The following is a 24,417-nucleotide window of genomic DNA, read 5'->3' as shown; positions in this document are numbered from 1 at the left end:
TGATTAATGAATGACCATCATATCAATTAAATAAAAAGGGCTGCATAGTTTAATGGATAGAACTTCGGATTTCGGCTCCGACAGTGAGGGTTCGAATCCTTCTGCGGTCACTTGACGGGAAAAGGCACTTTTAGGAGTGCTTTTTTCTTTTTTTTTAATTTGTAACTCATTGTTTATCATTAAGATATAAGCGAGTGCGGAATTAAGTTTGGGTGTTCGAAAAGCATTTTCGTAAAATTCAAGTTTTTCAGACAAAATCGAACACAGTATTTCTTTTTTTGTCTCAGAATCGCCTGTTTGATAGAGATGAGAGAGATTAGGAAGTACTTTTAATACTTGATCAAGTCTTAAAGTAATATCTGTATTTTTACGAGTTAATCTTTGATTTTGGAGCTCCATTTCTAATTCGTCGATTTTCTTTTTACTTTCATTTTTAATAATTTGATAATCTTCAAAATCTAATTTATCCTCTAAATATTTTTCTCTAGCACTATCTAATCGATTATTTAAATTGACAATTTGTAGTGATATTTCTCTTTTCTTAGTGCCAACACTTTGTTGAATATGTTTAAAATTAGCTGTAAGAACTTCCTTCAATAATGAATTTATTGCTTGATGATATTCATATTTTTTTAGTTCTTTTTCGAACGCCAGATTAACTAAATCTGCAGAATGTCTGTAACCACATTTTGAATTACAGTGGTAATAGTAGTAAACATCCTTTTTTCCCTTAGACCCGCTACCAGTAATATGTCCTCCACATCTAGGACATTTTAAAAAACCTCTCAATGGAAACTCACTAGTTGCAATAATTTTTCCTTGAGGTCTTTCAGCTAGGGTTTTTCCACTTAAAACATTTTGAACTGTATAAAATAAGCTCTCTGATATTAAACTTTCGTGCTTGGCATCTACCGTACATGCTTCCTCATCTTTGTATGGTTTTATATAAATTTTACCAATGTAAACAGGATTCTTTATTGCCCTGTAAAATGAAGTACTGCTAATCTTAGCACCTCCCATTTTATTCATTTTAAGCCGGATTTGATTGGTAGCGTATTTTCCCTTAGCAATTTCATTAAACGCCCACCGCATGTTTGAGGCTTCAGGTTCTTTTAATGCTATATATTTTCTTCCATCTTCTGTACATTTATTAATATAACCGTAAGATGCAGTCCCCATTAATCTTCCTTCTTTTTGAGCTCTTCTCATGCCGTAAAAAGTGTTAAGTGCTCTTCTGTCATTTTCAACCTCTGGAGCAGCTAAGTAAATTGCAAGCATCATCTTATTCTCTGGCACAGACATATCTAAGGGTTGTTCTATAGCTTGAGGAGAAATATTATGGTTTAACAACACTTTTATCATTTGATATGCATCACCTGCATTTCGACTAAAACGATCCCATTTTGTAAATAAAACGACATTAGATTTTAGACTTCTCTTCTTTAGATGATTGATATATTTAGTCCATTCAGGTCTGTTAAAATTTTTAGCGGAGTGATCTTCGAAAATAACCTGACCTATGGTGATTTGGTTTTGATGACAATATTTCTCTAATCTCTCATGTTGATCTCTTTGGGAGTAGCCTTTATCGGCTTGTTCATCTGTAGAAACTCTAATATATAAATCGGCTATTTGCATTGGTGAATATTTTGTGTTAATGATTTCGTAATCAAGGCAATATAAGGAATTTATTTTAAAATAAATTCTTTTATAGTTAGTTCAGCTAATTTGTGAATGAATTCCATAACTTCCTTAATTTCATTTTCTGTTAAATTGAGGTTATGATCATTTAATATTTTTTTTGATTTTTCAAAAGAAATTTTTTGAAATACATGATTGCTCTTCTCATTTTCAGATTGCGTATCGGTAGACAAGTTAATGGGAGTATTCTTTTTCATAAGCACGTATCATTATCTTCTTTTCAAGAGATTATCTCTTGGTTTTATTCAAATTATGATATGTTTCATGCATTGATTATTTACTGTCGCTACTCAATAATTACTTGTCAGCTTTTGTCTTCATTAAGTGGTTAAGAGTAAATTTTTTTGAATTCAATTTAGAATAGATGTAAACACATTTTCTCAAATACAACCGGTAAAAAGGCAGCTAAGGTATATCGGTCAGCCATCACACATTCCAGCCAAAAGACTACGGCATAAACGGTTTTCTCCCTAAAGGTACCCTCCAATTCCTTTGGTCGGAAACGTCTTTTCGCATTTTTTTTCAATAAAGTATGTTAAAGATAGTAGTATTGATATTTTACATATTCTTTTGATATTATTGCCCTTTATATTTTAAGATGATATTAAATCTAGTTCAAGGAATTTCTTTCAAAAATCCTTTTTCAAAGCTCACTTCTGCAAAGGATAGACTTAAATCTTGGCTTTATATTATTTTTTATGTGCTTTTTGCAATCTCACTATTTACTGGAATTATGATAGTCAATGGACCAAAAGGATGGAAAGATTTGATGGAAACTATCCATATAAATAACTGTAGTATATCGTTACCTTTATCGTTATTCATATTGGAGGAGTCTTATTGGCAGATATGGGCTCGGAACCAGGTATTATTTCGAAGATAATCAGTGGAGATAAGAACGTTTAAAAATTTAAATTCAGAAGGGAGTATATTTTAAAACAGACGCTAATCTGTAATCGAATCTTTTTTTCCAAATTTTTGATTCAGCTACAAAATTAGTGGATCTAAATTTTTAAATATACATTCTCTCTGTTTACTGATAGAGATATAATGACTTCAGATGTCTTTTGCTTAAATTGATTTTCAAATAATTAATTTGTCTAATTTTTCTCAAAATCTTAAATTTTGTACCTCAAAATTAGAATGTACAATAAGACAGGTATAATTGATGAAAAAGTTCTTTCATAATTTACTTTATATTTTGAGCTTCCTTATTTTGGTAATAAAGAGCTTTATTAACTCTGTAAATAATAAAACGGTTTTTTTTGTTTTGGAAATGTTTTTTATTTCCACAAAATATTTTCCACAATTTTTTTCATTGAATTGCACTGATCTGCATTGGTAAAAAAAACATAACCAAATTTTTTATTAGGATTGATTGTAAATGAATTGGTGTAACCCAAATTATTTCCTCCGTGCCAATAGTTTTGAGAACCATTAATCTCCTCAACGGCTAGTCCCAATGTCCAAGACTTGATTCCAAAGTATTGTTTGATGATATTATTATCTTCCAATTTTATAAAAGGCTTAAACATATCTTTGTATTCCGATTTGTGGTTCATTAACTGGATTAAGAACTGAGCATAATTCGTAGGATTGGAGTAAAGTCCTCCTGCCGGATCAAAACTTAATCGATCTCTTTCATCTTTAACTTCACTTTTTCCCTGATAAGCTGTTGTTAGATCCTTTTCTATTTCGGGGGTGATTACAAAATTAAAATTGTCTAATTTAAACTCATCGGCGACTTCTTTCTGAAAAATACTATCTAAATTTTTGAGATTAGTGTTATAAATCTTGGCAATAACTTTGGCAAGATAAACAAATGCCTCACCTGAATAAGAAAAGCTGGTTCCTGGTTCTGATTCTAAAGTTACCATTTTGGTCTCGCTCCAATTTGGAAGACCGGTAGTATGACTTAAAACCATTCTTGCTGTAATCTTTTTATAGCGTTCATCGCTAATATTATCAGAGGGAAGATATTCATGAACGGGTTTGTCAAGATTGATTTTTCCCTGATTGGCCAATTTAAGAACGAATAAGCAAAAAACGGGTTTGGACAATGATGCAGCCTCAAAGTAAGTTGAATTAGTAATTCTTTTTCCAGATTTTACATTAGAATAGCCAAAACCTTTGTTGTAGACAATCTTTCCATTATTAATTACTGCAATGCTCATTCCGTTGACGTCTAAAGAATCCATTGCCTTAAGTAATTTATTTTCAAATTCTTTTTTGTTGATTGTGTTATTGCTAAATGTTTTTATTTGTGCAAATGACAGCTGGGAAGTGAGTATTATGAAAAGAGCCTTTTTCATCATTAATAATCTTAAATTTAGATTTTAAAAATATTAATTATTTTAAAATTAAGGTATTATCTGTAATAAAATTAAATTAAAAAAGTGATTTTTGCTTTCAAATGTTGCTTTTCGACAGTTTTCAAATCTATTTATCCCTAATCTAAAGTATCAATTATATTTAAATTATCAATGTTACGGATCAGATTACTGATGAATAGATAATTTAAAATAAAAAAATGAAGTTTTTATTTGTTATTGAATTATGATCTTTTCTTAAATAAAATGATTATAAACTATAAATTTCGTTGATTTTGAACTGCTTAGGTAGAATAAATAAGTATTTTACCTATTGTATAGCATATAAGGGTGTCCTAAATTTGAAATCAATCATCTGGTAGCTACAATGATGAGTAAGTATGATTATTTAATTTCTAAAATTTAAGTATTATGGGTACGACCTCAATTTTAAGCAACCCATACAATCAAGTTGGGCAAATGCACAACGACGGAATGCAATTTGTTAGCGGCAATATCAATCCTTCTTCCACCATAGACCAGATTGTTCAGTCTTGCGCATTGTACGTTCAAAAATTATCAGACAATTCCAGTTCGGAAACATACGTAAATTGGAACGCTTTCATCTCCGAATCAATTAACAGAACCGAAAAATTACTATTGTCCGGTATGATCGACTGGTTACTGCAAAAAGATTTAATTACAAAAGAGGGGATGGATTTTATAAACTCCATTAATGATTTATCAGACGATCTATCGTTAAGCGAAGTAGTAAGTAAGATTGACAGCATTGAAAATGATATTCTATCGAGTAAGATGAGTGTCGAAAACAATCGTATCCTCTTCTTTATGCAGCTGTTGCAAAATACAGTGCCCAATATGGTGAATTACAGGAAACGAGTTCTAACTCAAAATGGAAAGAGATCAAAACTGCAAGAAAGTTTAGATGGCCTTGGAAAAAAGATGCTGAAGGAGCTATAAGTGGAGCAATTGGAGGTGCTATCGGTGGAATAGGTGGTGGTTTAGCTGGTGTAGGTATAGGGGCGTTACTCGGAGCTGTCGGTGGTAGGCTAGGATCTTCAATAGCAGCACTTTTTATCAAAGAATAACTGTTGAATTTAAATCTTAAAAAACTAACCTAAGTAAGGCAGTTCTCAAAAATTGCCTTACTGTTTAAATATATTGAGGATATGTTATCGAAAATTTTGTTTGTGCTTCTGTTAAATCCTTTGGTATTACTCTCTCAAACAAAGGCTGCTGAAAATTGCATTGAGAGTATCAAGCTTTACACAACCTATAAGAACTATGAAAATAATCAAACTAACGATAGCATCTGTCTTTCTGGTAAATCTAAAAAGTTCAGCATTTTCTATAATAAGTTGGTATTGAAAGATGGACAAAATAAACGTAAATATGCACATGGGAGTTTATGGGGATATCAAAAAGGCAACGATTTATTTCGTTATTTCGACAAAAATGCCACTTTTGGTACGTACGGGTATCACAAAGTCATAGATACAGAAGGGCTTATCATATATTCCAAAAAGGAATCAGGTGGTTACCGGATGTCTTCAACGTATAATGTGTATTTCTACAGTAAGGATCTGAATTCGCCTTTAAAAAAACTAACTATAAAAAATTTGGAAGCCGACTATCCTAACCCTGAGTTTATAAACGAATTGAAAAATTTGAAAAGCCTTCCAGATAAAGGAATCAACTCGAATACAATAATTAATGACATTTACAATAGGTTTTACAAACGTTAGCGTTTGGTTTATCTCAGCAAAAGAATAAATCTGTTGTAATTAAAAGAATAAATATGATTAAATCAATCTTTGCAATTATCTTGTTCTTGATAAGCATGTCACACTTAAAAGCTCAAGTACCTTTTTACAGGTATTACATACCACCGCATAAAAATCATTCTCTCACAAACAATCTTTACAAAAGAGGTGTTCTACCAAAAGAAGCCTTTCCAAATAAGATTATAGAATTGGATAAAAAACAATTTTTAATCATTCAAAAAACTGAAAAAAGTAGTGTTAGAGCTTTTAAAATATTGGATGAAAATGAGAAATTTTACATTTTATGCAGTGAAGACGTTGATATGTGCAATTGTGGATCAGGCAGTTTTATTTATTACAAACCTAAGTTAAAACTTCAGAGAATTGAAAAAGCCTTTAGTTTCTCATTGAAGAGGAATTTAGTTTCGAGACTTAATCAATTAGATATTCCAGTTCCAGCAAATTATAAAGATTTCAAATTTTGTGAGATTTTAGAGCAATTGAATTGAGATAGAGGTTTTAATGTGTGAGGTTAGCTATAACGTGGAAAACATAGAGATTTAATCGTATAGCAATATTATTATTCTCACATAGCTACAGTATATCAATAGTGTTAAAGATCATTAATCTATACGGACTTTATATTAAATGGTTTATCATATATTAAAGCAAATTTTAAATTTAGTATCATTTTATTAAAAAGTTAGCATATCATTTCAGTATAAAAGTAACCTAAATTATTTATTATGAGTAATAATCAAAACAGTTCTGGACAAGGCCAGGAAAAGCATGGTCATCAAGAACACCATTCCGAGAAAGAGCATCACGAACATCAAGAGCACCATGAAGGCTTTGATTCCAACCAACCAGAACAGCATGAGGAAATGGAGCATCATGATCATTCTGAACATCATTCTGAGAAAGAACATCACAATGATAAAGATCAGGAAAAACACAATGATGAAGAGCATCATGCTGAAAAGGAACATCATGAACATAAAGAACATCATCAGGGTTTTGATCCCAATCAACCAGAGCAGCATGATGAAAAAGAGCATCACGATCATCCTGAACATCATTCTGAAAAAGAACGTCATAATGATGACAAAAAAGAAAAAGAGAATTAAGAAAAGAGACTGTTTTACAAAAAACAGTCTCTTTTCTTGTGCTTTAAGCTATGATTAAAAATTCTACTTTTTCACTATTTTAAAATATATTTAATTTAATTTTCGGTTAGTCAAAATATATTAAAATCATAACAATTTTTTTTACGCTTCGTAATTTGATAGGAATAATTCTAACTAAAAAGTTTATGTAAAATTTATAAAAGAATATATGTGGAAATACTTCTCTATCAATTTAAAAAGTATGGTAATAATTACTATTATTACCATACTATGATAAATTAATTAAACTATGGAAAGCTATTTAGTATTTATTCTGAAATAACATCTAGCAGTCATCCTCAAAGTTATGATTGAAATTGGTATGACAAAATAGGTAAAACGACTATTTTTTAAATTGAATTTGTTTCAAGTCAATGATATTGTTATTGATACAATATAAAATAGCTTCCATAATGCTTTCAAAACCATACTTCTGCTGAATGTTCTGTTTATGTGAGTTAACTGTTTTCGTACTGATAAATAATGTTTCTGCAATATCTTTAGCTTTTAATCCCTGAACTATAAGAATTATTATTTCCAATTCCCTCTCTGTAAAAACAACTTTTTTGCAATCATTAGATAAAGAGGTCTTTGTATCGAGTAAAATTTCGTTTATGACAGATTGCAGGTTTTTCTCAAAATAAAAGCCATCTGTTTTAAGCTTCCAAATTGCATCCTCAAGTTCTTTAGGTGGGGTATTTTTTGTAAAAAAACCATGGACTCCTGATTTAAACATTCTGCGAATAGTATCTGTTTCAGTCATATGAGTTAAGATTAAAATCTTTATATGCGGAAACATCTCTTTTATTTTCAAAGCAGTGGAGTACCCGTCCATTTCAGGCATTTGTAAATCAAGTATCACTATATCAACATTTCTATAAGACAATTCTTTCAAAAGATCCTTACCATTGGCAGCATCAATTAGAACATTAATGCTATTAAAACTATTAATCAGCAAGACCAAACTCTTTCTAAATAGGGTGTGATCGTCAGCAATTGCAATACGCATCATAAGTTTTGAGATTAATTAAAATTTGTATTTTGTTACCTTTTGCAACGGAATGCTGGAGAAGGCTGGCATGAATGTATCGTATTCTTGATGTTATATTTTTAAGCCCCATACCCATAGGTTCTTTTACGCTTTTATAAAAGTTAAAACAAGATCCATTATCTAATATTTCAAAAATAATATTGCTTTCTGCCTGGAATACTGAAATTGTTATTTGATCCGGTTTACCATGTTTGATAATATTGGTAACAAGTTCCTGAATAATTCTGTAAATTTCGTACGAATCCGATGCAGGAATTGGTATATCCTCGATTAAATATTCTTCAAATATTAAAACATTATTCCACTTTCTTATCCTTTCAAAATAACTTTTTAAAGTGGAAACAATACCTAGGCTTTCCAGCATTGGAGGCATCAGATTATAGCTAATAGCCTGAATGTTTTTGAGAGTATTATGTAAAGCGAGTTCTACTTCCTGAAATATTTCCTTTTTAAAACTATCAGACTCTTTATTGTGAAGATAGGTAATGTAATTCTGAACAGCACTAAGATCCCCACTAACACTATCATGAAGATCAGATGCAATCCGCTTACGTTCTTTTTTTTCAGATTCTAAAGATATATTCAACAAACTTTCAGACTCTTTCCTTTTAATTTTATATAGTTTATTGCGATAAATTGTAATTAATAAAATAATACATAAAATAGAAATTGCAACAATTATTGCTCCTATAAAAAAAACGAATTTTAAACTTTTTTGATGTTCCATAAATTTGCTGTATACACCCTTACAAGAGTATTGTTAATATTGCTTCATTTCTATTAGATTGGAAATAGAATTCATAAAAAGGAAAAATAAGAAACAGTAATAATTATTTGAAATTGATTTCATTATGCAACAAAAGCTAGTGATTATTATTTTTAAATAAAATTAATTTAAGTGGTATACAATTTAGTTATTATTTACAAAAATCGACGGTTTTATAGTAAGGGTCAATAGGTAATTTAACTATTCCAACATGTGTAAGAAGAGGCGTATTGCCTGAGCTCTTTTGCTTAATATATTTTTTATTTTTCTAATATTCCCTTTTCTAAATGCAATCATTTTTTTAAACGTATAAAAATGTATCTTTTTAACTATTTTTTAGTCTACATAATAGAATTTAAAAATAAAGATTATTATGTCAAAATGTAAATGTAAAGATTGCAGCTGCAAAAAATGTGATTGTGTTAATTGTAAGGACAGAAAATGTACCTGTTCAAATTGTGATTGCACAAAATGCAGCTTCTGTAATAATTAACAGGTATAAAGGGCTGATTTTCTCAGCCTTTTTTTAATTTTGTTTCGATATGAACAGTGAGGATAGACTTTTAAAATACCATAAGGAATTATACAACTTTATTTTAAAGTTTTCAGAGAAAAGCTGTATCGGCTGAATACAAGGCTCTTATGTGGATAATCAAAGATTACAAGGTAACGATTTGGTAACGGTGCTTATTGCTTTGCTTTTCAACACGTTTCCGTTAGCTCATAGCAAATATACAAAATATTTACTTCTCAAAAACAAATAAACATTTTATTCCCTGTGTGGATTACAGGACAAGAAAAAAGGGCTTAGCAAAGCCCTTTTAACATAATACTGATAGAACAATTGCTATCTTCCGTCCTGCTCGTCCATTTTTCTGATAAGGGTTTCTTTAAGACTGTCAAGGAATTTGGTGCGGTTTATTTTTCGGGATTTAAGTTCTACAAATGTATGGTAGAAATCCCCCAAATCAATATTAAAGGTGCTTTCAAAGACTTTGACGATAGGTTTAGTATCTGCATTGCCATTATTGAATATGCCTTGTGAATGTAGTGCGTAAATCAACTCCGTTAAAGCGGTCTTGCTACCTGTCCAATTCAATTTTTGCAGTGTTGGCGGTTTATTCTCGTTGGCAATGTCGTTAAGTTGGTCTTCGAGGTAGCCCTTTATCAAATCGTTGGCAATAATCTTGGCGACCTTGTAATCGTGGGAAGTGGCAAAGCTGTGGTCGGTTTCAAAATAGAACGTGTCCAAATTCAATTTTATATCGTGCTTGCCACGCACAAAATAAGTATGGTCGAGATACTCACTATCGGTTCTGTAATAGCTGTAAAAAGTCATATTGTTATCGAAAAACCTTTTGAGCTTTGACAATTCCTTATTTAAGTAGGCTTCCATAACTTCTTTTCCACCGTAAGGCTTCTTGGCTTCAATCTTATAGACTGCATTGTAATAAATGAGCTTTGCAACAATTGCAGGTTTCTGATGCTTGAAAAAGCGGATTTCTTCGTCTTCACTGCTGAACCCTGTTTTTAGCACATATGCTTTTACTTCGGACAGGCATTGGGTAATAGTAGAAATAATGGCTTCTATCTGCTGTAAAGGATTTTCGGTTTCAATTTCCAACCCGTTGATTGCCGTTTCTAACCTGCTCAGCATTTCGTTGTAAAATTGTTCCATTCTGTTTATGATTGACATTATTTGACACACAAAAAATAGCAATATTCACGCTTTTCTCGGCTACAACTTAGGCAAGTAGCTTTCGTCCACCTTATATTGCTACCTTTTTGTTCTTTTGGGGAGTGGGTTTAAACTTGTTCAGAAATAAAGCCTTTTAATCTTGTTGTGATTTTATTTTTTTTCGTTTGTAATACAGTTGTGTCAATCCTGTTTCAAACGTTTTGACTTCGAGAAATTCAAGTGTTTGCTCTGGTCTGCTGTCTTTAAAAAGTCTTGTTCCATTACCTAATAAAACAGGGACTATCGAAATGATAAACTCATCTATTAAATCGTGCTTCAATAGTTCATTTATTACTTCCGCTCCTCCGTCACAATAAATATTTTTACCTTTTTCAGATTTCAGTCGTTTGACCAATTCATTCAAATTACCTGTGTAAAAAGTCGTTCTACCTACTTGCGGTCTTTCCGTTCTTGTGATGACATAAACATCTCGTTGTCCATTGTCGTAATGAGATAAACCGACATTTTTTAGCACATAATCATAGGTTCTTCTGCCAATAATCAATGTGTCAATTGTGTCTGTAAATTCTCCATAACCATAGTCTTCTCCTGCTTTTTCAACGAGTTTCAAGAAAGTAAGGTCGTCATTAGGTTTTGCAATGTAACCGTCTAAACTCATTGCAATGAAAAGTGATATTTTTCGCATTTTTTTAAATATTAATGTTTCTGCAAAGTTAGCTTTGGACGGCAGTTTCTACTTTGGAAAAATGCGACAATTTTAAAGTTGTGATGGCGAAAGTCCCGTATTTCGTTTGATTTCATTGGTAAGGTGCGAATGGTCATAGTAGCCACATTCAAAGGCAATATCTAAAAAACTTCTATTTTCATCTGAATTTTTGATAATGGTCAAAGCATTTTGAAAGCGAATGATATTTGAATATTCTTTCGGGGATAGTCCAACGAACTTTTTGAAATTTCGCTCTAACTGTCTTACGGTTGTGAAATTTCGTTTTGACAGCTCGTGAATACTGATCTGTCCGTTTGTAGAATGAATATCATTAATAACCGATTGCAATGGAATATTTTTTGCTTTTATTCTGTCGGAGAAAAATTGGCTAAGATAATCAAATGGGTTGTCAAAGATTTTATCGACATTGAATGAATTGGATTTTTCAAACTCAATTGTATCGTTTGTCAATTCATTTTGTGAGGCATAATTATAGAAATTTGCAAAAGTTGCGGGTTTTAGACACACGCCCAATAAATGAGTATCATTATCGATAAAGCTGTCTTTAAATGAAGTCATCGCACCCACCACATACGTTTTTCCAAACTCCAAAGAAAATGAGCCGTTGTCTGTCAAACAAGTATTTCCTAAATTTATCAATACACCTGCACAACCGTCTGGAAAAACCCGTTCCCACTGTCTTTCAAGTTTATTTCCTTTTAATTCCCAATAGAAATGAATAAAGCGTTTGAGGTCTTTGTAAGGCTCTTTCTTTTTGTACTCCATTTATTTTTTGACGATTCTACAATGAACACTAACGTGTTTATAGATACGACAAAATTACAAAATATTTTCTGCTGTTCGCTTTGCAGGGAAGGTGTGATTTGCAAGCAAATTACAATCTCCTGCCTTTCTTTTTTTTCTTTTTCATTCGGTTGGCAAACTGCTCTTCCTCGTAATCCTCGCCCTGTGCTTGGGGTAACGGGCTGAACAACCCCAAATCCACATTTTGCGAATGCTCCCGTGAGATAAACCCAAAAAGGTCTTTTGTTGGCAAATTATCTATTGTATTCGTCTTGGAAATAGGGTTGTCCTGTGTTTTCAGTTTGGGTTTGTTACCGTTGTTCCACCAATCGTTGAAAACATTTGCCGACAGGTTTCTATCTAAAGCTGAACCGTTCCAAACGGTACGGCTCTCGTGGTCGATGAAAGTTACTCCGTAAATCCGTTCGTCGTCGTTTCTGCGAACAACCATATTAATACCGTGTTCGGTCAATTGTTTTCTAAATTCTATTTCGTTGCTTGTCGTGTGCATAGCCAATTCAACGGTATTCTTTAAAACTGACCTTGCAGGGTTGGTTTTCATCTTGTCTTTGGACTGTTCAAAGTGTTTTTGAAGATGTGCAACCCCTGCTTCTTTACCGAAAAGCGATGCTTTGAATGGATTGCTTGCCTTGTTTCCGTTCCCGTCCAATGCCACATACACCAATCCGTTTACGGTCTGACCGTTCCGCTCGCCTTTGACTTCTTCTGCTGTAATGTTAAATAGCGACAGCAAAGCATTATAGCTTCCCATAGTCGGAAAGCTGTAATATTTCGGCAAATGACGGACTACCGAAGCAATTTGGCTTTTTATATCGCCACGCCGATAATCAACAGGTTTGAAAACTTTATTGCCCTGTTTCTGTTCCTGCTCGGTGGCTTTGTGCAGGTTATATTTCTGTTCCAAATCCCGACAGATAGCCATTGAACGTGGGTGGTCGTAATCATCGGGGATTTTCTTTCCGTCAACGCCTACGCAGGTCGAAACGATGTGGATATGCGTTCGGTCAATGTCGGTATGTTTGAAAACGATATAGGGCTGATTGCCGTAGCCCATACGTTCCATATACTCTTGTGCCATTGCCGTAAACTGTTCATCGCTTACCTTGTCTTTTGGGTCGGGATTCAATGAAATGTGCCGTACCGTTTTTTCCGTTTTGATGTTTGCTGACAGATACGGCTCAAAACACTGATTGAAATACGCTACGGAATACCGACCGTCCACCGTGTCGGGTATTTTGTTCAGCAACAGAACCGCTCCGTTTTCCCTGTCCACTTTCTGCTGATTGTACAAAATCGCTCCGTACATTCCCGACATATATAAAAATATTTTGATTAAGATATATGTTGAAGCAAAAAGTCAGAAGGAAGTCGCTGAAGAGAATTGTATATCATTATCTAATGTAAAGGTTAGGCTGAAGAGAGCTAAAGGTATTCTGATCAGTAATTTTGTTGACTGCTGCAGATATGAAATCGACTCAAAGGGGAAATTGAGAGGGGAGTCCATATGTCAAATTTGTGGGCAGTATATCAAATCTTAACATCAAATAACTTTGATAAGTATTGTAGCTTAAGTATCGTCATCAAGTTTTGATTTTCTGGATATCTAGACTACTCATGACTGATATTTTAGTTTTGTATTATTGATGTTTAAAATTTTAGGTATTTAATATGGTCTATTTTAGGCTCTTGGGATTTTAAGAATAATTCTTGTGCCTTTTCCTTTAATAGACTCAATGTCAATTTGTATATTAAGCAGTTGAGTTATTTTTTTAACTATTGACAGTCCCAATCCAGTTCCTTTAATGTGCTGATGTTCTCCTGGTTCAGAACGATAAAACTGGTCAAAGATTTTATCCATATTATTAGAATGAATACCAATGCCTTTATCGCTCACGACACAAATAATATTATTATCATCAGTTTTAACTAAAATATTAACAGTCCCACTTTGATGGGAATATTTCACAGCATTTGAAAGGATATTTCCTATCATAATTGACAGCATAGATTCGTGTGAGAAAACTAAAATATTTTCTTCACAAGAAACCTCTATGGTAATGAATTTAGATTCAATTTTGTCCTTATTTCTTTGTATTGCATTTTCTATTGTGTTTCTAATATTTAGAGGCTGAAGCATAAAATTTGAATCGGATTCTTCGAATCTTGCAAGCATCATTAACTGAGTGATTGTATGTTCGATTCGGTTAACCTCTTCTATACAGGAATTAATCTTTTCCTCATATTCTTCTAAACTTCTTGGTCTTCGAATGAGTATTTCAAGTGTTGTCTGAATGATGGCTAAAGGAGTTCTAAGCTCGTGTGAGGCATCAGTTGTAAATTGTTTCTCACGATTAACAGCATTTTCTATTCTATTCAACAATTCATTGATATTCTGAGACAAAGTGTAAAGCTCGTCTTTGTTGGCTGGCAGTGTAATTCTTGCCTTAAGATTGTTTGCGGTTATGTTTTTGGTTGTTTCCATTATGGAAAGGGCAGGACGAATACTCCTTCCAGCAATAAAACGCGTGAGGAAAAATAGAAACAGCAAGGAAAAAAAATAGGTTATTACCAAAATATAGATCAAACTTGATAATATACGGTACTGAGGATTTACAGACATCGCAATTACTGTGTATCCAAACTTTTGCCCATCTTCCTCAAGATTGATCTGAATCTGCCTTATAGGAACTGAATTTAAGTGGGAATCTGAAAATTTTTCATCTTGAGAAGAAAGATCTAAAATAAGACTTTTAGCTCCGAGGTTCGGAGATTTGTCTATGCTTTCACCATTGTTGTTGAAAATCTGGATATAAACAGGATTCATATCAATCGTGTTATGCTCTGACTGCTGCCACTCTTCTTTATGAACAAGCGTAATTTTACCGTTGATTTTAGTGCTTTTTTCACGATGTACATTTACTTCCCTCTTCAGCTCTTCATTAATATCAAAATTGATGGTCACCGCAACGGTTATATAAATGGCTGAGAAAACGCCTAAAATCAGTACTGCAACTCCTAATAAATTGTAAAGTGATATTCGGTCTTTAAATGTTAAATCTGGCATTGTTTATCAGTCTTTTGCAATAAATCCACGACCACGAACAGCCTTTATTCTCTCATCACTTGGGGTTATGCCCAGCTTCTTTCTAATTCCGTTGATAAATACATCAATAACTCCGGCGTCATACTGATAATTAATGCCCCATACATGGTGCAAAATATCTGGTCTTGACTGAACAGTACCTTTATTCTTAACGAGATATTTCAGGAGGTCATATTCTGTTTGGGTGAGCGGAATTTCTTTGTTATTCCTTAAAACCTGAAATTTTTCCGTTAAGATTTTAATATCTCCAAGCGAATATTCTCTGTCTTCTCTATCAATATTTCGAGCGTATACATTTATCCTTGCAATAAGCTCCTCAAAGCGGAAAGGTTTTTTAATGTAGTCGTTTGCTCCTGTTTCAAGACCTAATATCACATCTTCCAGAGAATCACGTGATGTTAGAAATAGAATAGGAGTATTACTGTCATTTTTTCTTATCCTCAGGCATACTTCCAGGCCTGATAATTCGGGAAGCATCCAATCAAGAAGTATGAGGTCAAATTTTTGATTAACAGCCTTAATTAGACCACTGTTTCCATCTTTAGCAGTGTCGATTTGATGCCCTTCTTCTGCCAGCCCATCTTTTAGAAGCTGAAGCAGCTTCTCTTCATCTTCAATAATTAAAATCTTCATCTAATTGCCAAATAGTTTTTAATATTTCAGTTAAAGGATAATTTGTTCAAATTATCAGGTTTACTAACAAAAGTAAAAATATTTTCGAAGAACGACTTGTATTTATCGCTAAAAAAAATAATTAGTAAGTAAAGACAAATAATTAAGTAAATCTTAAGGCATATTATTTATTTGTCATCTGAATATAGAATAATTTTGCAGGGTACGGTTTATATTCTCTGTCTTGTAGATTGGATCCCGTAGTTTCTGTAATTATCTCAATGCTATGTATTATCTCTGAGTTTAGTTTTTTTGAGGTTTCATAATTTATATACATAGTTTTTCTTGTTGCCGGAAGATTGTCTTCCGGTTTTTTGTAAACTGGAAATTTTGATAATTGTTATTGATTGTAAATTTTTTAAGTTAAAGAGAATTTTAAAGAAATCCTTTAAAAATTTTAATGACAGTATTTTTTTAAATTTATTATCTGTCAGAATATCTATTTTAATGATTCGTATAAATGTTATGTGAGAACTAGATGAAATTACAACCTGTGGTGTTATTATAAAAACCTATAACTTAAGATTTACTTAAGAATGCTATTGTCAATATGTGTGTTGGTTAAAAAGCAGTATTTTTACATCGGTAAAATAGTTAACCTATTTTTTCTGATATTATGTTGATAGATGAAAAAACCTAGGTCACTTATTATACTTGTTTTAGGATTAATTTTTTTTTAATGAAATTTTTGAATCTTTTATTGACATTCTACTTTATGGTACTTTCTTTTGTACCATGTAGTGATGTGTATGTAAAGTTTTCAAATAATGCTAAAGAAACTTACAGCAGTCAGCAAAAATCTGAAAAAAACCATTCTGATGAACATAAGGAAGATCTTTGTTCACCTTTGTGTTCTTGCAATTGCTGTCAGATAACAGTAGCTTCCTTTCACAGTGAACCCCTTCCATTTCAAAAAAAGGTCACTGAATATTTCTCAAAAAAAATTCATTTTCAGAAAAATGATTTCGCTTATTTAGTTTACGACCAGATCTGGCAACCCCCCAAGATTTAATTTTTATTGATTCAATGAAGGTCATTCGACTTTCATCAATTTGTCATAGGAAACATTGCAATATCATTGCATGGTATTTCTGTTCATCTTTGTAGTTCTTTCAGGTATCTTTTATAATGGTACCTCGTAGAAGTTCAATAAAAATTATATTTAATGTTAGATAAAATCATAAGATTTAGCATCAAAAATAAGATCATTATAGGAATAATGACCTTGATGTTAGTCATTTGGGGAGCGTGGAGCGCTACCAAACTGCCAATCGATGCCGTACCTGACATCACTAATAATCAGGTACAGATTATAACTGTATGTCCTACACTTGCCGGACAGGAAGTTGAACAACTTGTCACATTTCCTATTGAACAGAGCATTGCGAATGTTCCAGATATTGAAGAAACAAGAAGTATTTCAAGGTTTGGACTTTCTGTAATTACCGTTGTTTTCAAAGAAGATGTCGACGTTTATTTTGCCCGCCAACTAATTAGTGAACAATTAAAAAGAGCTGCCGAAGAAATTCCGAAAGGTGTGGGAACACCTGAAATGGCTCCTGTAAGTACAGGTTTGGGCGAAGTCTATCAATATATTCTTCACCCTAAAAAAGGCAGTGAGAAAAAATACAGCAGTAAGGAACTAAGAACAATGCAGGACTGGATTGTCCGCAGACAGCTTAACGGAACTCCAGGAGTTGCAGAAATTAACAGCTTTGGAGGAGAGTTGAAACAATATGAAGTTGCAGTAAATCCAAACCGTCTAAAAGCAATGGGAGTAAGTATCACAGATATATTTACTGCTTTAGAGAAAAACAATCAAAACACCGGAGGTGCTTATATTGATAAAAAGCCGAATGCTTACTTCATCCGTGGAATCGGAATTGTTACTTCGATTGAAGATGTTAAGAATATTGCCGTTAAAAACGAGACAGGAAGTGTTCCGATTTTCATTAAAGATGTAGCTAATGTTGGCTTAGGCCACGCAGTTCGTTATGGAGCTTTGACTTATAATGGCGAAGTAGATGCAGTGGGAGGTGTAATTATGATGCTGAAAGGCGCCAATAGTAATGAAGTCGTTCAAAGAGTTAAAGAAAAAATTCCTACCATTCAGAAATCGCTCCCTGCAGATGTTGTGATTGAGCCATTTTTGGACAGAACAGATCTGGTAGGAAGAGCAATCAGTACTGTTGAAAAAAACCTGATTGAAGGAGCATTGATCGTAATCTTTGTTTTGGTTCTTTTCCTTGGAAATTTAAGAGCAGGTTTGATTGTAGCCTCAGCAATTCCCCTTTCATTACTATTCGCTTTAGGAATGATGAATGTTTTTGGGGTAAGTGCCAACCTGATGAGTTTGGGAGCGATTGATTTTGGTTTGATTGTCGATGGGGCAGTAATTATTGTCGAGGCCACCCTTCATCATCTCGGAATGAGAAAAAGTATGAAAGTAATGACTCAAAATGAAATGGATGAAGAGGTTTTCCTTTCTGCGTCAAAGATTAGAAGCAGTGCTGCATTTGGAGAAATTATTATCTTAATCGTTTATATTCCGATTTTGACTTTAGTGGGTGTTGAAGGTAAAATGTTCACACCAATGGCTAAGACAGTAGGATTTGCAATTCTAGGTGCTTTGATTTTGTCACTGACTTACATTCCTATGATGAGCGCCTTGATCTTATCAAAAAAGCCATCTCATAAAGAGACTTTCTCAGATAAGATGATGAACAGACTCCAAAAGATCTATCAGCCTCTTCTGGAAAAAGCTCTGAAAATTAAATATTGGCTTGTAGGAGTGACAGTTGCCATATTTGCCATTGCAGTTTTGATTTTTGGTAGAATGGGAGGAGAATTTATTCCTCAATTACAGGAGGGAGATTTTGCTTTTCACTGTATTTTACCACAGGGAAGTTCTTTAAGTCAAAGTATTGAAACTTCAATGCAGGCTTCAAGAATTATCAAGCAATTCGATGAGGTTAAAATGGTTGTAGGAAAAACAGGAGCTGCAGAAGTACCTACTGATCCGATGCCGCCGGAAGCCACAGATATGATTGTCGTATTAAAACCGCAGGATGAGTGGAAGACCAAGAAATCCTATGAACAATTAGCCGATGAAATTTCTGAAAAACTGGAGACCATTCCAGGAGTTTTCTTTGAAAAAAACCAGCCGATCCAAATGCGCTTCAACGAGCTTATGACGGGTATCAGACAGGACGTTGCTGTGAAGATATTTGGTGAAAACTTAGATTCATTGGCAATTTATGCAGATAAAACAGCAAAAGTTATTCAATCGGTTCAGGGAGCAACTTCTCCACAAATAGAACGTGTCAGCGGTCTTCCGCAGATTAATGTGGAATACGATAGAACCCGAATGGCCAACTACGGACTGAATATTCAGGATGTCAACAGTGCTGTAAGTACTGCATTTGCAGGACAGGCAGCAGGGCAGGTTTTTGAAAATGAAAGAAGATTCGATCTTGTTGTCCGTTTAGACAGTTTGAACAGAACGAATATAGACGATGTAAATAACCTAATGATCTCTACCAATTCCGGAGTGCAGGTTCCTCTTTCACAGGTGGCAAATGTAAGTTATAAATTAGGTCCCGCACAGATCAGTCGTGAGGCAGGAAAAAGAAGAATTGTTATCGGTTTCAATGTGAAAGGCAGAGATGTTGAAAGCGTTGTGGAAGATATTCAGAAAAAGCTGGATCAACAGGTTAAGCTCCCGTCGGGATATTATTTCACCTATGGTGGTCAGTTTGAAAATCTAAAGGCTGCGAGCGCAAGGTTGATGATTGCTGTTCCTGTGTCGTTGCTACTGATCTTTATGCTTTTATATTTCACATTCCATTCCTTTAAACAGGCAGCATTGATTTTTACAGCTATTCCAATGAGTGCTATTGGTGGTGTCTTCGCTTTACTATTAAGAGATATGCCATTCAGTATCAGTGCAGGAATTGGATTTATTGCTTTGTTTGGAGTTGCGGTTTTGAACGGAATTGTTTTGATAGGCACTTTCAACCAATTGGAAAAAGAAGGCGAGACCGATATTCTAAAGCGCGTAATGGAAGGTACAAAAACGAGATTAAGACCTGTTTTGATGACGGCAACTGTAGCTTCTTTAGGATTTTTACCAATGGCGATTTCTACGGGAGCAGGAGCAGAAGTTCAGAAACCATTGGCAACAGTTGTTATCGGAGGTTTGGTTACGGCTACATTCCTTACTTTGTTTGTATTGCCTATGCTCTACATTATTTTTAATACTAAAATCAATTTTAAAAAAATAGGCAGTAAATCTGTTACAACAATTGTTGTTTTAGGGTTTCTTTTTTTAGGTCAGACTTTTAAAGCACAACAAGGTAATCCTTTGAGTCTTGAGGAGGCTACCAAGATGGCGCTAACCAACAATAACCTCATAAAGTCAAAAGATCTGGATATCAAAGCCACGGAAGCACTATTGCCTACAGCTAAAGAACTTCCTAAAATGAATGCAGATATGCAATTGGGACAGTATAACTCGAAAAAGTTTGATCAAATGTTCTCCATTTCCCAGACAATTCCATTTCCAAGCTTATTTAAGGCAAAAAGAGAGCTGATTAATGAGCAGGTAAAAGGTAAACAGATCAGTAAGGAAGTTTCTGCAAATGAGCTGGCTAAGCAGGTTAGAACATATTATTATCAGATAGAGTATCTGCAGTATAATCAAACAAAGTTGCAGAATCTAGATAGCTTATATACTGATTTTATTAGAATTGCAACAGTTAGGTTTAAAGCAGGGGATGTCAAAAAAATTGAGATTAATACTGCAGAAACGCAGAAAGGAGAAATTAATCTGTTACTTAAGCAAAATTGGGTGTACTTGATTAATGCGTACAAAAACCTGAAAGCACTTTTAAATACCTCTGAGGATTTTACCATATTATATGATGAGAACTATCATCCTCTGAAAGCGGATTATGTTCTGGACAGCACTGTTGTTGCAAGACATCCTACGGTGAGGGCTTTTTATCAGGATATGGAGATCGCTGAGAAAAACAAAAAGGTTGAAAAGTCCCTAGGTTTACCAGATTTCACAATAGGTTATACGAATCAGTCACTGGTTGGTTTTCAGACTGTCAACGGGATGGATCAATATTTTAATAGTGGAAACAGATTTCATTCTGCGACAATAGGCGTTTCAATTCCTTTGACTTTTGGTGCAACAAAGGCGAGAATTCGTTCATTGGATTATCAAAAACAAATGGCGGAGTCCAATGCTAAGTATCAGCAAAAACAATTGGAAGCACAGTTGGAAAACGCTTTAAATCAGTATCAGCAAAATGTAAAACAATATGATTACTATGTCAATCAGGCTATTCCAAATGCTGAGAAGATTACGAAAGCAGGACAGTTGGGATATAAAACAGGGGAAATCTCATATGTGGAATATCTTTTTGCTTTGCAGACTTCGACTAACATTCAATTGAAATATCTGCAATCCATTCAGCAGGTCAATGAATCTGTCATTATCATTAATTCAATAATCAATCAATAAAATGAAATGCCTGTAATGCTATTAATAAATCGGTATTACAGGTACTTCATCTGACAAATAAATTTATAAAGATGAAAATCAAATATAGTATTGTATCTCTAGCTTTAATTTCACTTTTTGCCATTAGTTGCGGAAAGAAAGATACAGCGGAAGCAACAACCGAAAAACCCAAAACAGAACAAGCTGAAGAAGGTGCTCACGAAGAAGGACCGAAAACTATTGCTGAACTTACAGAAGAACAAATGAAATCTGTAGGAGTCTTATTGGGACAGGTAGAAATGAAAGATCTAACGTCAAACATAAAAGCTAACGGATTGTTGAGGGTTCCCAATGACAAAAAAGCAATGATGACCTCATTATATGGGGGTGTTATTAAAACGATTAATTTTCAGATTGGTGATTATGTAAGAAAAGGGCAGGTGTTGGCAAGTATCAGTAATCCAGAATACATTCAGCTGCAAGAACAATATCTCACCATAAACAGTAGAATATCTTTTGCGGAACAGGAATTCAGAAGACAGAAAGAGCTATTTGACAATGATGCGGGAGCAAAAAAGAATCTTCAGAGTTCTGATGCAGAACTGAAAAGCCTGAGAACACAAAGAGCATCTTTACAGAGACAGCTTCAGCTGATGGGTATAAGCCCAGGAAGAGTAACTAATGGAAACCTGCGTTCAGGATTGGTTATTACTGCTCCTATCAGTGGTGTAATTAGTAATATCAACGCCCAAATAGGAAGCTATGTAGATGTTTCATCTCCTGTTCTGGAAATGATTGATAACAGTTCAATTCACTTGGATCTTCAGGTTTTCGAAAGAGACTTACCTAAAATGAAGGTAGGACAGAATGTACAGTTTAAACTTACAAATAACCCAGAGATATTTTATAATGCAACGGTTTACAGTATAGGTTCTTCTTTTGAAAATGAAAGCAAGACCATTTCTGTTCATGCCAATGTGACAGGAAATAAAGTAGGATTGATTGACGGAATGAATATAACAGGTGTAATTAATCTTGAGAGTGCTACAACACCTGCTGTTCCTGATGAAGCAATAGTAGAGGCTGACGGTAAATTTTATGTATTTGTACAAACAGACAAAAAAGCTGAGGAGCATGAAGCTATAGAGAAGGCAGATGATGATCACGGACATGGACATGATGAAGGGGAAGCTGAACACGGTCATAAAAATGAGCAGGAAGCTGGAAATCATGCAAAAGAACAGGGAAAGAAAATGAATTTTGAAAAAGTTGAAGTGGCTAAAGGTTCATCAGAAATGGGCTATACCGCTATTACTCCTGTTACTGAAATTCCAAAAGATGCAAAGATTGTAGTTAAGGGAGCTTTCTTCGTGAATGCTAAATTATCGAACGCTGGAGATCACGGACATTAATTAACAAAAAGAGTGAAATTAACCGGAAGGTATTTCACTCTTATTTTTAAATATTGATTATTATGGCTTTAAGACAAGAATTAGAAACACAAGGAAACTGGCTATTCAGATACAGGAGTTTTTTACCACTTATTGTTATTTTCATTGGCTTAGCAGTTTTTATTGAGACCAACTGGAACAGAAGTGTTTCTGAATGTAATCTTTATTATGAAATAATTTGCCTTCTTGTCAGTATATTCGGATTAGGTATAAGAATTTACACAGTTGGCTTTACTCCAAAAAACACATCGGGCAGAAATACAAAAGCGGGTCAGGTGGCTGATGAATTAAATACAACAGGTATTTACAGTATTGTCAGAAATCCATTGTACCTGGGAAATTTCTTTATGTGGCTTGGTTTGGCTTTGTTTACTGAAAACGTATGGTTTATCGTTTCATTCATCCTTTCCTATTGGATCTATTATGAAAGAATCGTATTTGCTGAGGAACAATTTCTTGAAAGAAAATTTGGGGATTATTATATCAGATGGACTGAAAGAGTCCCTCCATTTATACCCAATTTTTCATTATTTAAAAGTAATCATCTAAGATTCAGTATCAGGAAAGTTTTACTTAAAGAAAAAAACGGACTTTTTGCCATCTTTCTGATTTTTACAGTCTTTGATCTTACAGCTGAGCTTATGAATAATCACCTTCATTTTAATAATGTTTTTATTGCAGGCTGCATCGTAACAATGCTGTTATATGTAGTTCTGAAAATAATAAAAAGAAAAAAAGTATTCTCCCTCGAAAATAACAGGTAGAAAAAATATAAATATCAAAAAACAAAAAGCGATGTTACTCAACAAAAGAATTTCGATTGGATATTTTGTCAGTCAGATTAAATACCAGATCATATTGATCGTATTTTTTGCTCTTATTATAGGTTTTTTGGATGACATATCTTTATTTAAAAAAATATCTATTCCATTAAGCATCCCTGCATTACTGGGAACAGCAGTGTCATTACTTCTTGCATTCAGAACAGCACAGTCCTATGAGAGATGGTGGGAGGCGAGAACTGTTTGGGGAGCTATTGTCAATGATTCAAGATCTTTTATAAGATTAGTAAAACAATTTGTTCCTGGATTACCTGATGAGAATAAAGAATTTGCAGAAAGACAGATCATATGGGTTTATGCTTTAGGTGAAGCATTAAGAAAACAGACATTTTCGGATAAAGTGAAGGATTATCTTCAGACCCACAACATAACGGGAACAAATATTCCTAATGCAATTTTGGATAAGCATTCAGAACAGATTAGAAAAATTGCTGCAGAAGGCCATATTTCTGATTTTAAGGAAGTTCAGTTAAATGAGGTTCTGATGAGATTATGTGACAGTATGGGAAAATGCGAGCGATTGAAAAATACAGTGTTTCCAAGAGCTTACAGTATCCTGTTGCATACATTAATTTATGTTTTTGCTTTTTTATTGCCTTTTGGTTTGGAAGATTCTCAGTTGACTGTAGAAATAGCCACTACCATTATTGTCCCTATTATATTTATTTCTATAGAGAAAACAGCTATTATCATGCAGGACCCTTTTGAGAACACTCCTGTTGACACACCCATGACAGCTCTGGCTCAGACGATTGAAATTAACCTTCTTCAAATGACAGGTGAAAAAAATGTACCTCATAAAAAAGAAAATACCTCCTATTATGAGATGTAGG

The 24,417-nt window shown here is 33.7% G+C and carries 20 protein-coding genes, 1 tRNA gene and 1 pseudogene; 11 read left to right on the top strand and 11 right to left on the bottom strand.

Translation table 11 applies throughout. The features are described 5' to 3' along the window. The first annotated feature begins 38 nt into the window (after positions 1 to 38). Positions 39 to 110, top strand: a tRNA-Arg gene (locus AC0NBN_RS07455). A 622-nt stretch (positions 111 to 732) separates the two neighbouring features. Here the strand turns inward: AC0NBN_RS07455 and AC0NBN_RS07450 are convergent. From AC0NBN_RS07450 to AC0NBN_RS07440, 3 genes and pseudogenes are all read right to left on the bottom strand, one after another. Beyond that, positions 733 to 1,638 (bottom strand): annotated as a pseudogene (locus tag AC0NBN_RS07450) (recombinase family protein); the annotation flags it as partial. Positions 1,639 to 1,688: 50 nt separating this feature from the next. Continuing rightward, positions 1,689 to 1,898: a hypothetical protein gene (locus AC0NBN_RS07445; protein WP_160812788.1), complete on the bottom strand. Its 210-nt coding sequence runs from the start codon at positions 1,896 to 1,898 to the stop codon at positions 1,689 to 1,691. A 1,086-nt stretch (positions 1,899 to 2,984) separates the two neighbouring features. Further along, positions 2,985 to 4,016: a serine hydrolase domain-containing protein gene (locus AC0NBN_RS07440; RefSeq protein WP_160812789.1), complete on the bottom strand. Its 1,032-nt coding sequence runs from the start codon at positions 4,014 to 4,016 to the stop codon at positions 2,985 to 2,987. A gap of 426 nt (positions 4,017 to 4,442) precedes the next feature. Between AC0NBN_RS07440 and AC0NBN_RS07435 the strand changes: the two genes are divergently transcribed. The 4 genes from AC0NBN_RS07435 (at position 4,443) to AC0NBN_RS07420 (ending at position 6,921) form a co-directional block, all read left to right on the top strand. Next, a complete protein-coding gene (locus AC0NBN_RS07435) occupies positions 4,443 to 4,991 on the top strand; it encodes a hypothetical protein (RefSeq protein ID WP_160812790.1) in 549 nt (182 codons plus the stop codon). 404 nt (positions 4,992 to 5,395) lie between these two features. Next, the gene (locus AC0NBN_RS07430) at positions 5,396 to 5,776 is read left to right on the top strand and encodes a hypothetical protein (protein ID WP_474467800.1); all 381 of its coding nucleotides are present in this window, start codon (positions 5,396 to 5,398) and stop codon (positions 5,774 to 5,776) included. A gap of 53 nt (positions 5,777 to 5,829) precedes the next feature. Next, the gene (locus AC0NBN_RS07425; protein ID WP_160812792.1) at positions 5,830 to 6,303 is read left to right on the top strand and encodes a hypothetical protein; all 474 of its coding nucleotides are present in this window, start codon (positions 5,830 to 5,832) and stop codon (positions 6,301 to 6,303) included. Positions 6,304 to 6,540: 237 nt separating this feature from the next. Continuing rightward, entirely contained in the window at positions 6,541 to 6,921 is a 381-nt protein-coding gene (locus tag AC0NBN_RS07420) for a hypothetical protein (RefSeq protein WP_160812793.1), read from the top strand. A gap of 382 nt (positions 6,922 to 7,303) precedes the next feature. Here the strand turns inward: AC0NBN_RS07420 and AC0NBN_RS07415 are convergent, their stop codons facing one another. The 6 genes from AC0NBN_RS07415 to mobB all read right to left on the bottom strand — a co-directional run bounded on the left by AC0NBN_RS07415 (position 7,304) and on the right by mobB (position 13,322). Beyond that, the gene (locus tag AC0NBN_RS07415; protein WP_160812794.1) at positions 7,304 to 7,972 is read right to left on the bottom strand and encodes a response regulator transcription factor; all 669 of its coding nucleotides are present in this window, start codon (positions 7,970 to 7,972) and stop codon (positions 7,304 to 7,306) included. Continuing rightward, entirely contained in the window at positions 7,950 to 8,738 is a 789-nt protein-coding gene (locus AC0NBN_RS07410; RefSeq protein WP_160812795.1) for a histidine kinase, read from the bottom strand. The genes AC0NBN_RS07415 and AC0NBN_RS07410 overlap by 23 nt, the downstream gene beginning before the upstream one ends. An 886-nt stretch (positions 8,739 to 9,624) precedes the next feature. After that, positions 9,625 to 10,473, bottom strand: a complete 849-nt coding sequence (locus AC0NBN_RS07405) for an RteC domain-containing protein (RefSeq protein ID WP_474467791.1) — start codon at positions 10,471 to 10,473, stop codon at positions 9,625 to 9,627. A gap of 136 nt (positions 10,474 to 10,609) precedes the next feature. After that, positions 10,610 to 11,161 carry a dihydrofolate reductase family protein gene (locus AC0NBN_RS07400; protein WP_160812796.1) on the bottom strand — a complete coding sequence of 184 codons (552 nt, stop codon included), beginning with the start codon at positions 11,159 to 11,161 and terminating at the stop codon, positions 10,610 to 10,612. Between the two features lie 72 nt (positions 11,162 to 11,233). Next, positions 11,234 to 11,968, bottom strand: coding sequence for a helix-turn-helix transcriptional regulator (locus AC0NBN_RS07395; protein WP_160812797.1), 735 nt, complete (start codon positions 11,966 to 11,968; stop codon positions 11,234 to 11,236). 109 nt (positions 11,969 to 12,077) lie between these two features. Further along, entirely contained in the window at positions 12,078 to 13,322 is a 1,245-nt protein-coding gene (mobB, locus tag AC0NBN_RS07390; protein ID WP_160812798.1) for a conjugal transfer protein MobB, read from the bottom strand. Here mobB and AC0NBN_RS07385 point away from each other — a divergent pair. Beyond that, positions 13,291 to 13,545: a sigma factor-like helix-turn-helix DNA-binding protein gene (locus AC0NBN_RS07385; protein WP_474467783.1), complete on the top strand. Its 255-nt coding sequence runs from the start codon at positions 13,291 to 13,293 to the stop codon at positions 13,543 to 13,545. The two genes, mobB and AC0NBN_RS07385, sit on opposite strands and share 32 nt — an antisense overlap. 140 nt (positions 13,546 to 13,685) lie before the next feature. On the opposite strand, the gene AC0NBN_RS07380 is transcribed toward AC0NBN_RS07385, so the two are convergent. Further along, positions 13,686 to 15,071: a sensor histidine kinase gene (locus AC0NBN_RS07380; protein ID WP_160812800.1), complete on the bottom strand. Its 1,386-nt coding sequence runs from the start codon at positions 15,069 to 15,071 to the stop codon at positions 13,686 to 13,688. Positions 15,072 to 15,077: 6 nt separating this feature from the next. Beyond that, on the bottom strand, positions 15,078 to 15,743 hold the full coding sequence (locus AC0NBN_RS07375; RefSeq protein WP_160812801.1) for a response regulator transcription factor: 666 nt from the start codon (positions 15,741 to 15,743) through the stop codon (positions 15,078 to 15,080). Between the two features lie 718 nt (positions 15,744 to 16,461). Between AC0NBN_RS07375 and AC0NBN_RS07370 the strand changes: the two genes are divergently transcribed. The 5 genes from AC0NBN_RS07370 (at position 16,462) to AC0NBN_RS07350 (ending at position 24,416) form a co-directional block, all read left to right on the top strand. Beyond that, complete coding sequence (locus tag AC0NBN_RS07370; RefSeq protein WP_474467777.1) at positions 16,462 to 16,794, top strand: DUF6660 family protein; 333 nt, start codon at positions 16,462 to 16,464, stop codon at positions 16,792 to 16,794. Between the two features lie 153 nt (positions 16,795 to 16,947). Then, entirely contained in the window at positions 16,948 to 21,312 is a 4,365-nt protein-coding gene (locus AC0NBN_RS07365) for a CusA/CzcA family heavy metal efflux RND transporter (RefSeq protein ID WP_160812802.1), read from the top strand. Between the two features lie 71 nt (positions 21,313 to 21,383). Next, positions 21,384 to 22,703: an efflux RND transporter periplasmic adaptor subunit gene (locus AC0NBN_RS07360; RefSeq protein ID WP_160812803.1), complete on the top strand. Its 1,320-nt coding sequence runs from the start codon at positions 21,384 to 21,386 to the stop codon at positions 22,701 to 22,703. 62 nt (positions 22,704 to 22,765) lie between these two features. Continuing rightward, on the top strand, positions 22,766 to 23,506 hold the full coding sequence (locus AC0NBN_RS07355; protein ID WP_474467772.1) for a methyltransferase family protein: 741 nt from the start codon (positions 22,766 to 22,768) through the stop codon (positions 23,504 to 23,506). A gap of 31 nt (positions 23,507 to 23,537) precedes the next feature. Beyond that, entirely contained in the window at positions 23,538 to 24,416 is an 879-nt protein-coding gene (locus tag AC0NBN_RS07350; protein WP_160812804.1) for a bestrophin family protein, read from the top strand. The last annotated feature ends 1 nt before the right edge of the window (position 24,417 follow it).

Source organism: Chryseobacterium sp. L12 (assembly GCF_056133985.1).
The sequence above is the reverse complement of the archived record's forward strand: the minus strand, read 5'-3'. Positions and strand labels throughout refer to the sequence as shown.

What these genes read in the sequence shown, in the direction of transcription:
- mobB (WP_160812798.1), bottom strand. Translation starts at nt 13,322, where the DNA reads ATGTCGGGAATGTACGGAGCGATTTTGTACAATCAGCAGAAAGTGGAC.
- AC0NBN_RS07395 (WP_160812797.1), bottom strand. Translation starts at nt 11,968, where the DNA reads ATGGAGTACAAAAAGAAAGAGCCTTACAAAGACCTCAAACGCTTTATT.
- AC0NBN_RS07400 (WP_160812796.1), bottom strand. Translation starts at nt 11,161, where the DNA reads ATGCGAAAAATATCACTTTTCATTGCAATGAGTTTAGACGGTTACATT.
- AC0NBN_RS07425 (WP_160812792.1), top strand. Translation starts at nt 5,830, where the DNA reads ATGATTAAATCAATCTTTGCAATTATCTTGTTCTTGATAAGCATGTCA.
- AC0NBN_RS07365 (WP_160812802.1), top strand. Translation starts at nt 16,948, where the DNA reads ATGTTAGATAAAATCATAAGATTTAGCATCAAAAATAAGATCATTATA.
- AC0NBN_RS07420 (WP_160812793.1), top strand. Translation starts at nt 6,541, where the DNA reads ATGAGTAATAATCAAAACAGTTCTGGACAAGGCCAGGAAAAGCATGGT.
- AC0NBN_RS07375 (WP_160812801.1), bottom strand. Translation starts at nt 15,743, where the DNA reads ATGAAGATTTTAATTATTGAAGATGAAGAGAAGCTGCTTCAGCTTCTA.
- AC0NBN_RS07410 (WP_160812795.1), bottom strand. Translation starts at nt 8,738, where the DNA reads ATGGAACATCAAAAAAGTTTAAAATTCGTTTTTTTTATAGGAGCAATA.
- AC0NBN_RS07360 (WP_160812803.1), top strand. Translation starts at nt 21,384, where the DNA reads ATGAAAATCAAATATAGTATTGTATCTCTAGCTTTAATTTCACTTTTT.
- AC0NBN_RS07405 (WP_474467791.1), bottom strand. Translation starts at nt 10,473, where the DNA reads ATGTCAATCATAAACAGAATGGAACAATTTTACAACGAAATGCTGAGC.
- AC0NBN_RS07435 (WP_160812790.1), top strand. Translation starts at nt 4,443, where the DNA reads ATGGGTACGACCTCAATTTTAAGCAACCCATACAATCAAGTTGGGCAA.
- AC0NBN_RS07355 (WP_474467772.1), top strand. Translation starts at nt 22,766, where the DNA reads ATGGCTTTAAGACAAGAATTAGAAACACAAGGAAACTGGCTATTCAGA.
- AC0NBN_RS07415 (WP_160812794.1), bottom strand. Translation starts at nt 7,972, where the DNA reads ATGATGCGTATTGCAATTGCTGACGATCACACCCTATTTAGAAAGAGT.
- AC0NBN_RS07370 (WP_474467777.1), top strand. Translation starts at nt 16,462, where the DNA reads ATGAAATTTTTGAATCTTTTATTGACATTCTACTTTATGGTACTTTCT.
- AC0NBN_RS07440 (WP_160812789.1), bottom strand. Translation starts at nt 4,016, where the DNA reads ATGATGAAAAAGGCTCTTTTCATAATACTCACTTCCCAGCTGTCATTT.
- AC0NBN_RS07445 (WP_160812788.1), bottom strand. Translation starts at nt 1,898, where the DNA reads ATGAAAAAGAATACTCCCATTAACTTGTCTACCGATACGCAATCTGAA.
- AC0NBN_RS07380 (WP_160812800.1), bottom strand. Translation starts at nt 15,071, where the DNA reads ATGCCAGATTTAACATTTAAAGACCGAATATCACTTTACAATTTATTA.
- AC0NBN_RS07350 (WP_160812804.1), top strand. Translation starts at nt 23,538, where the DNA reads ATGTTACTCAACAAAAGAATTTCGATTGGATATTTTGTCAGTCAGATT.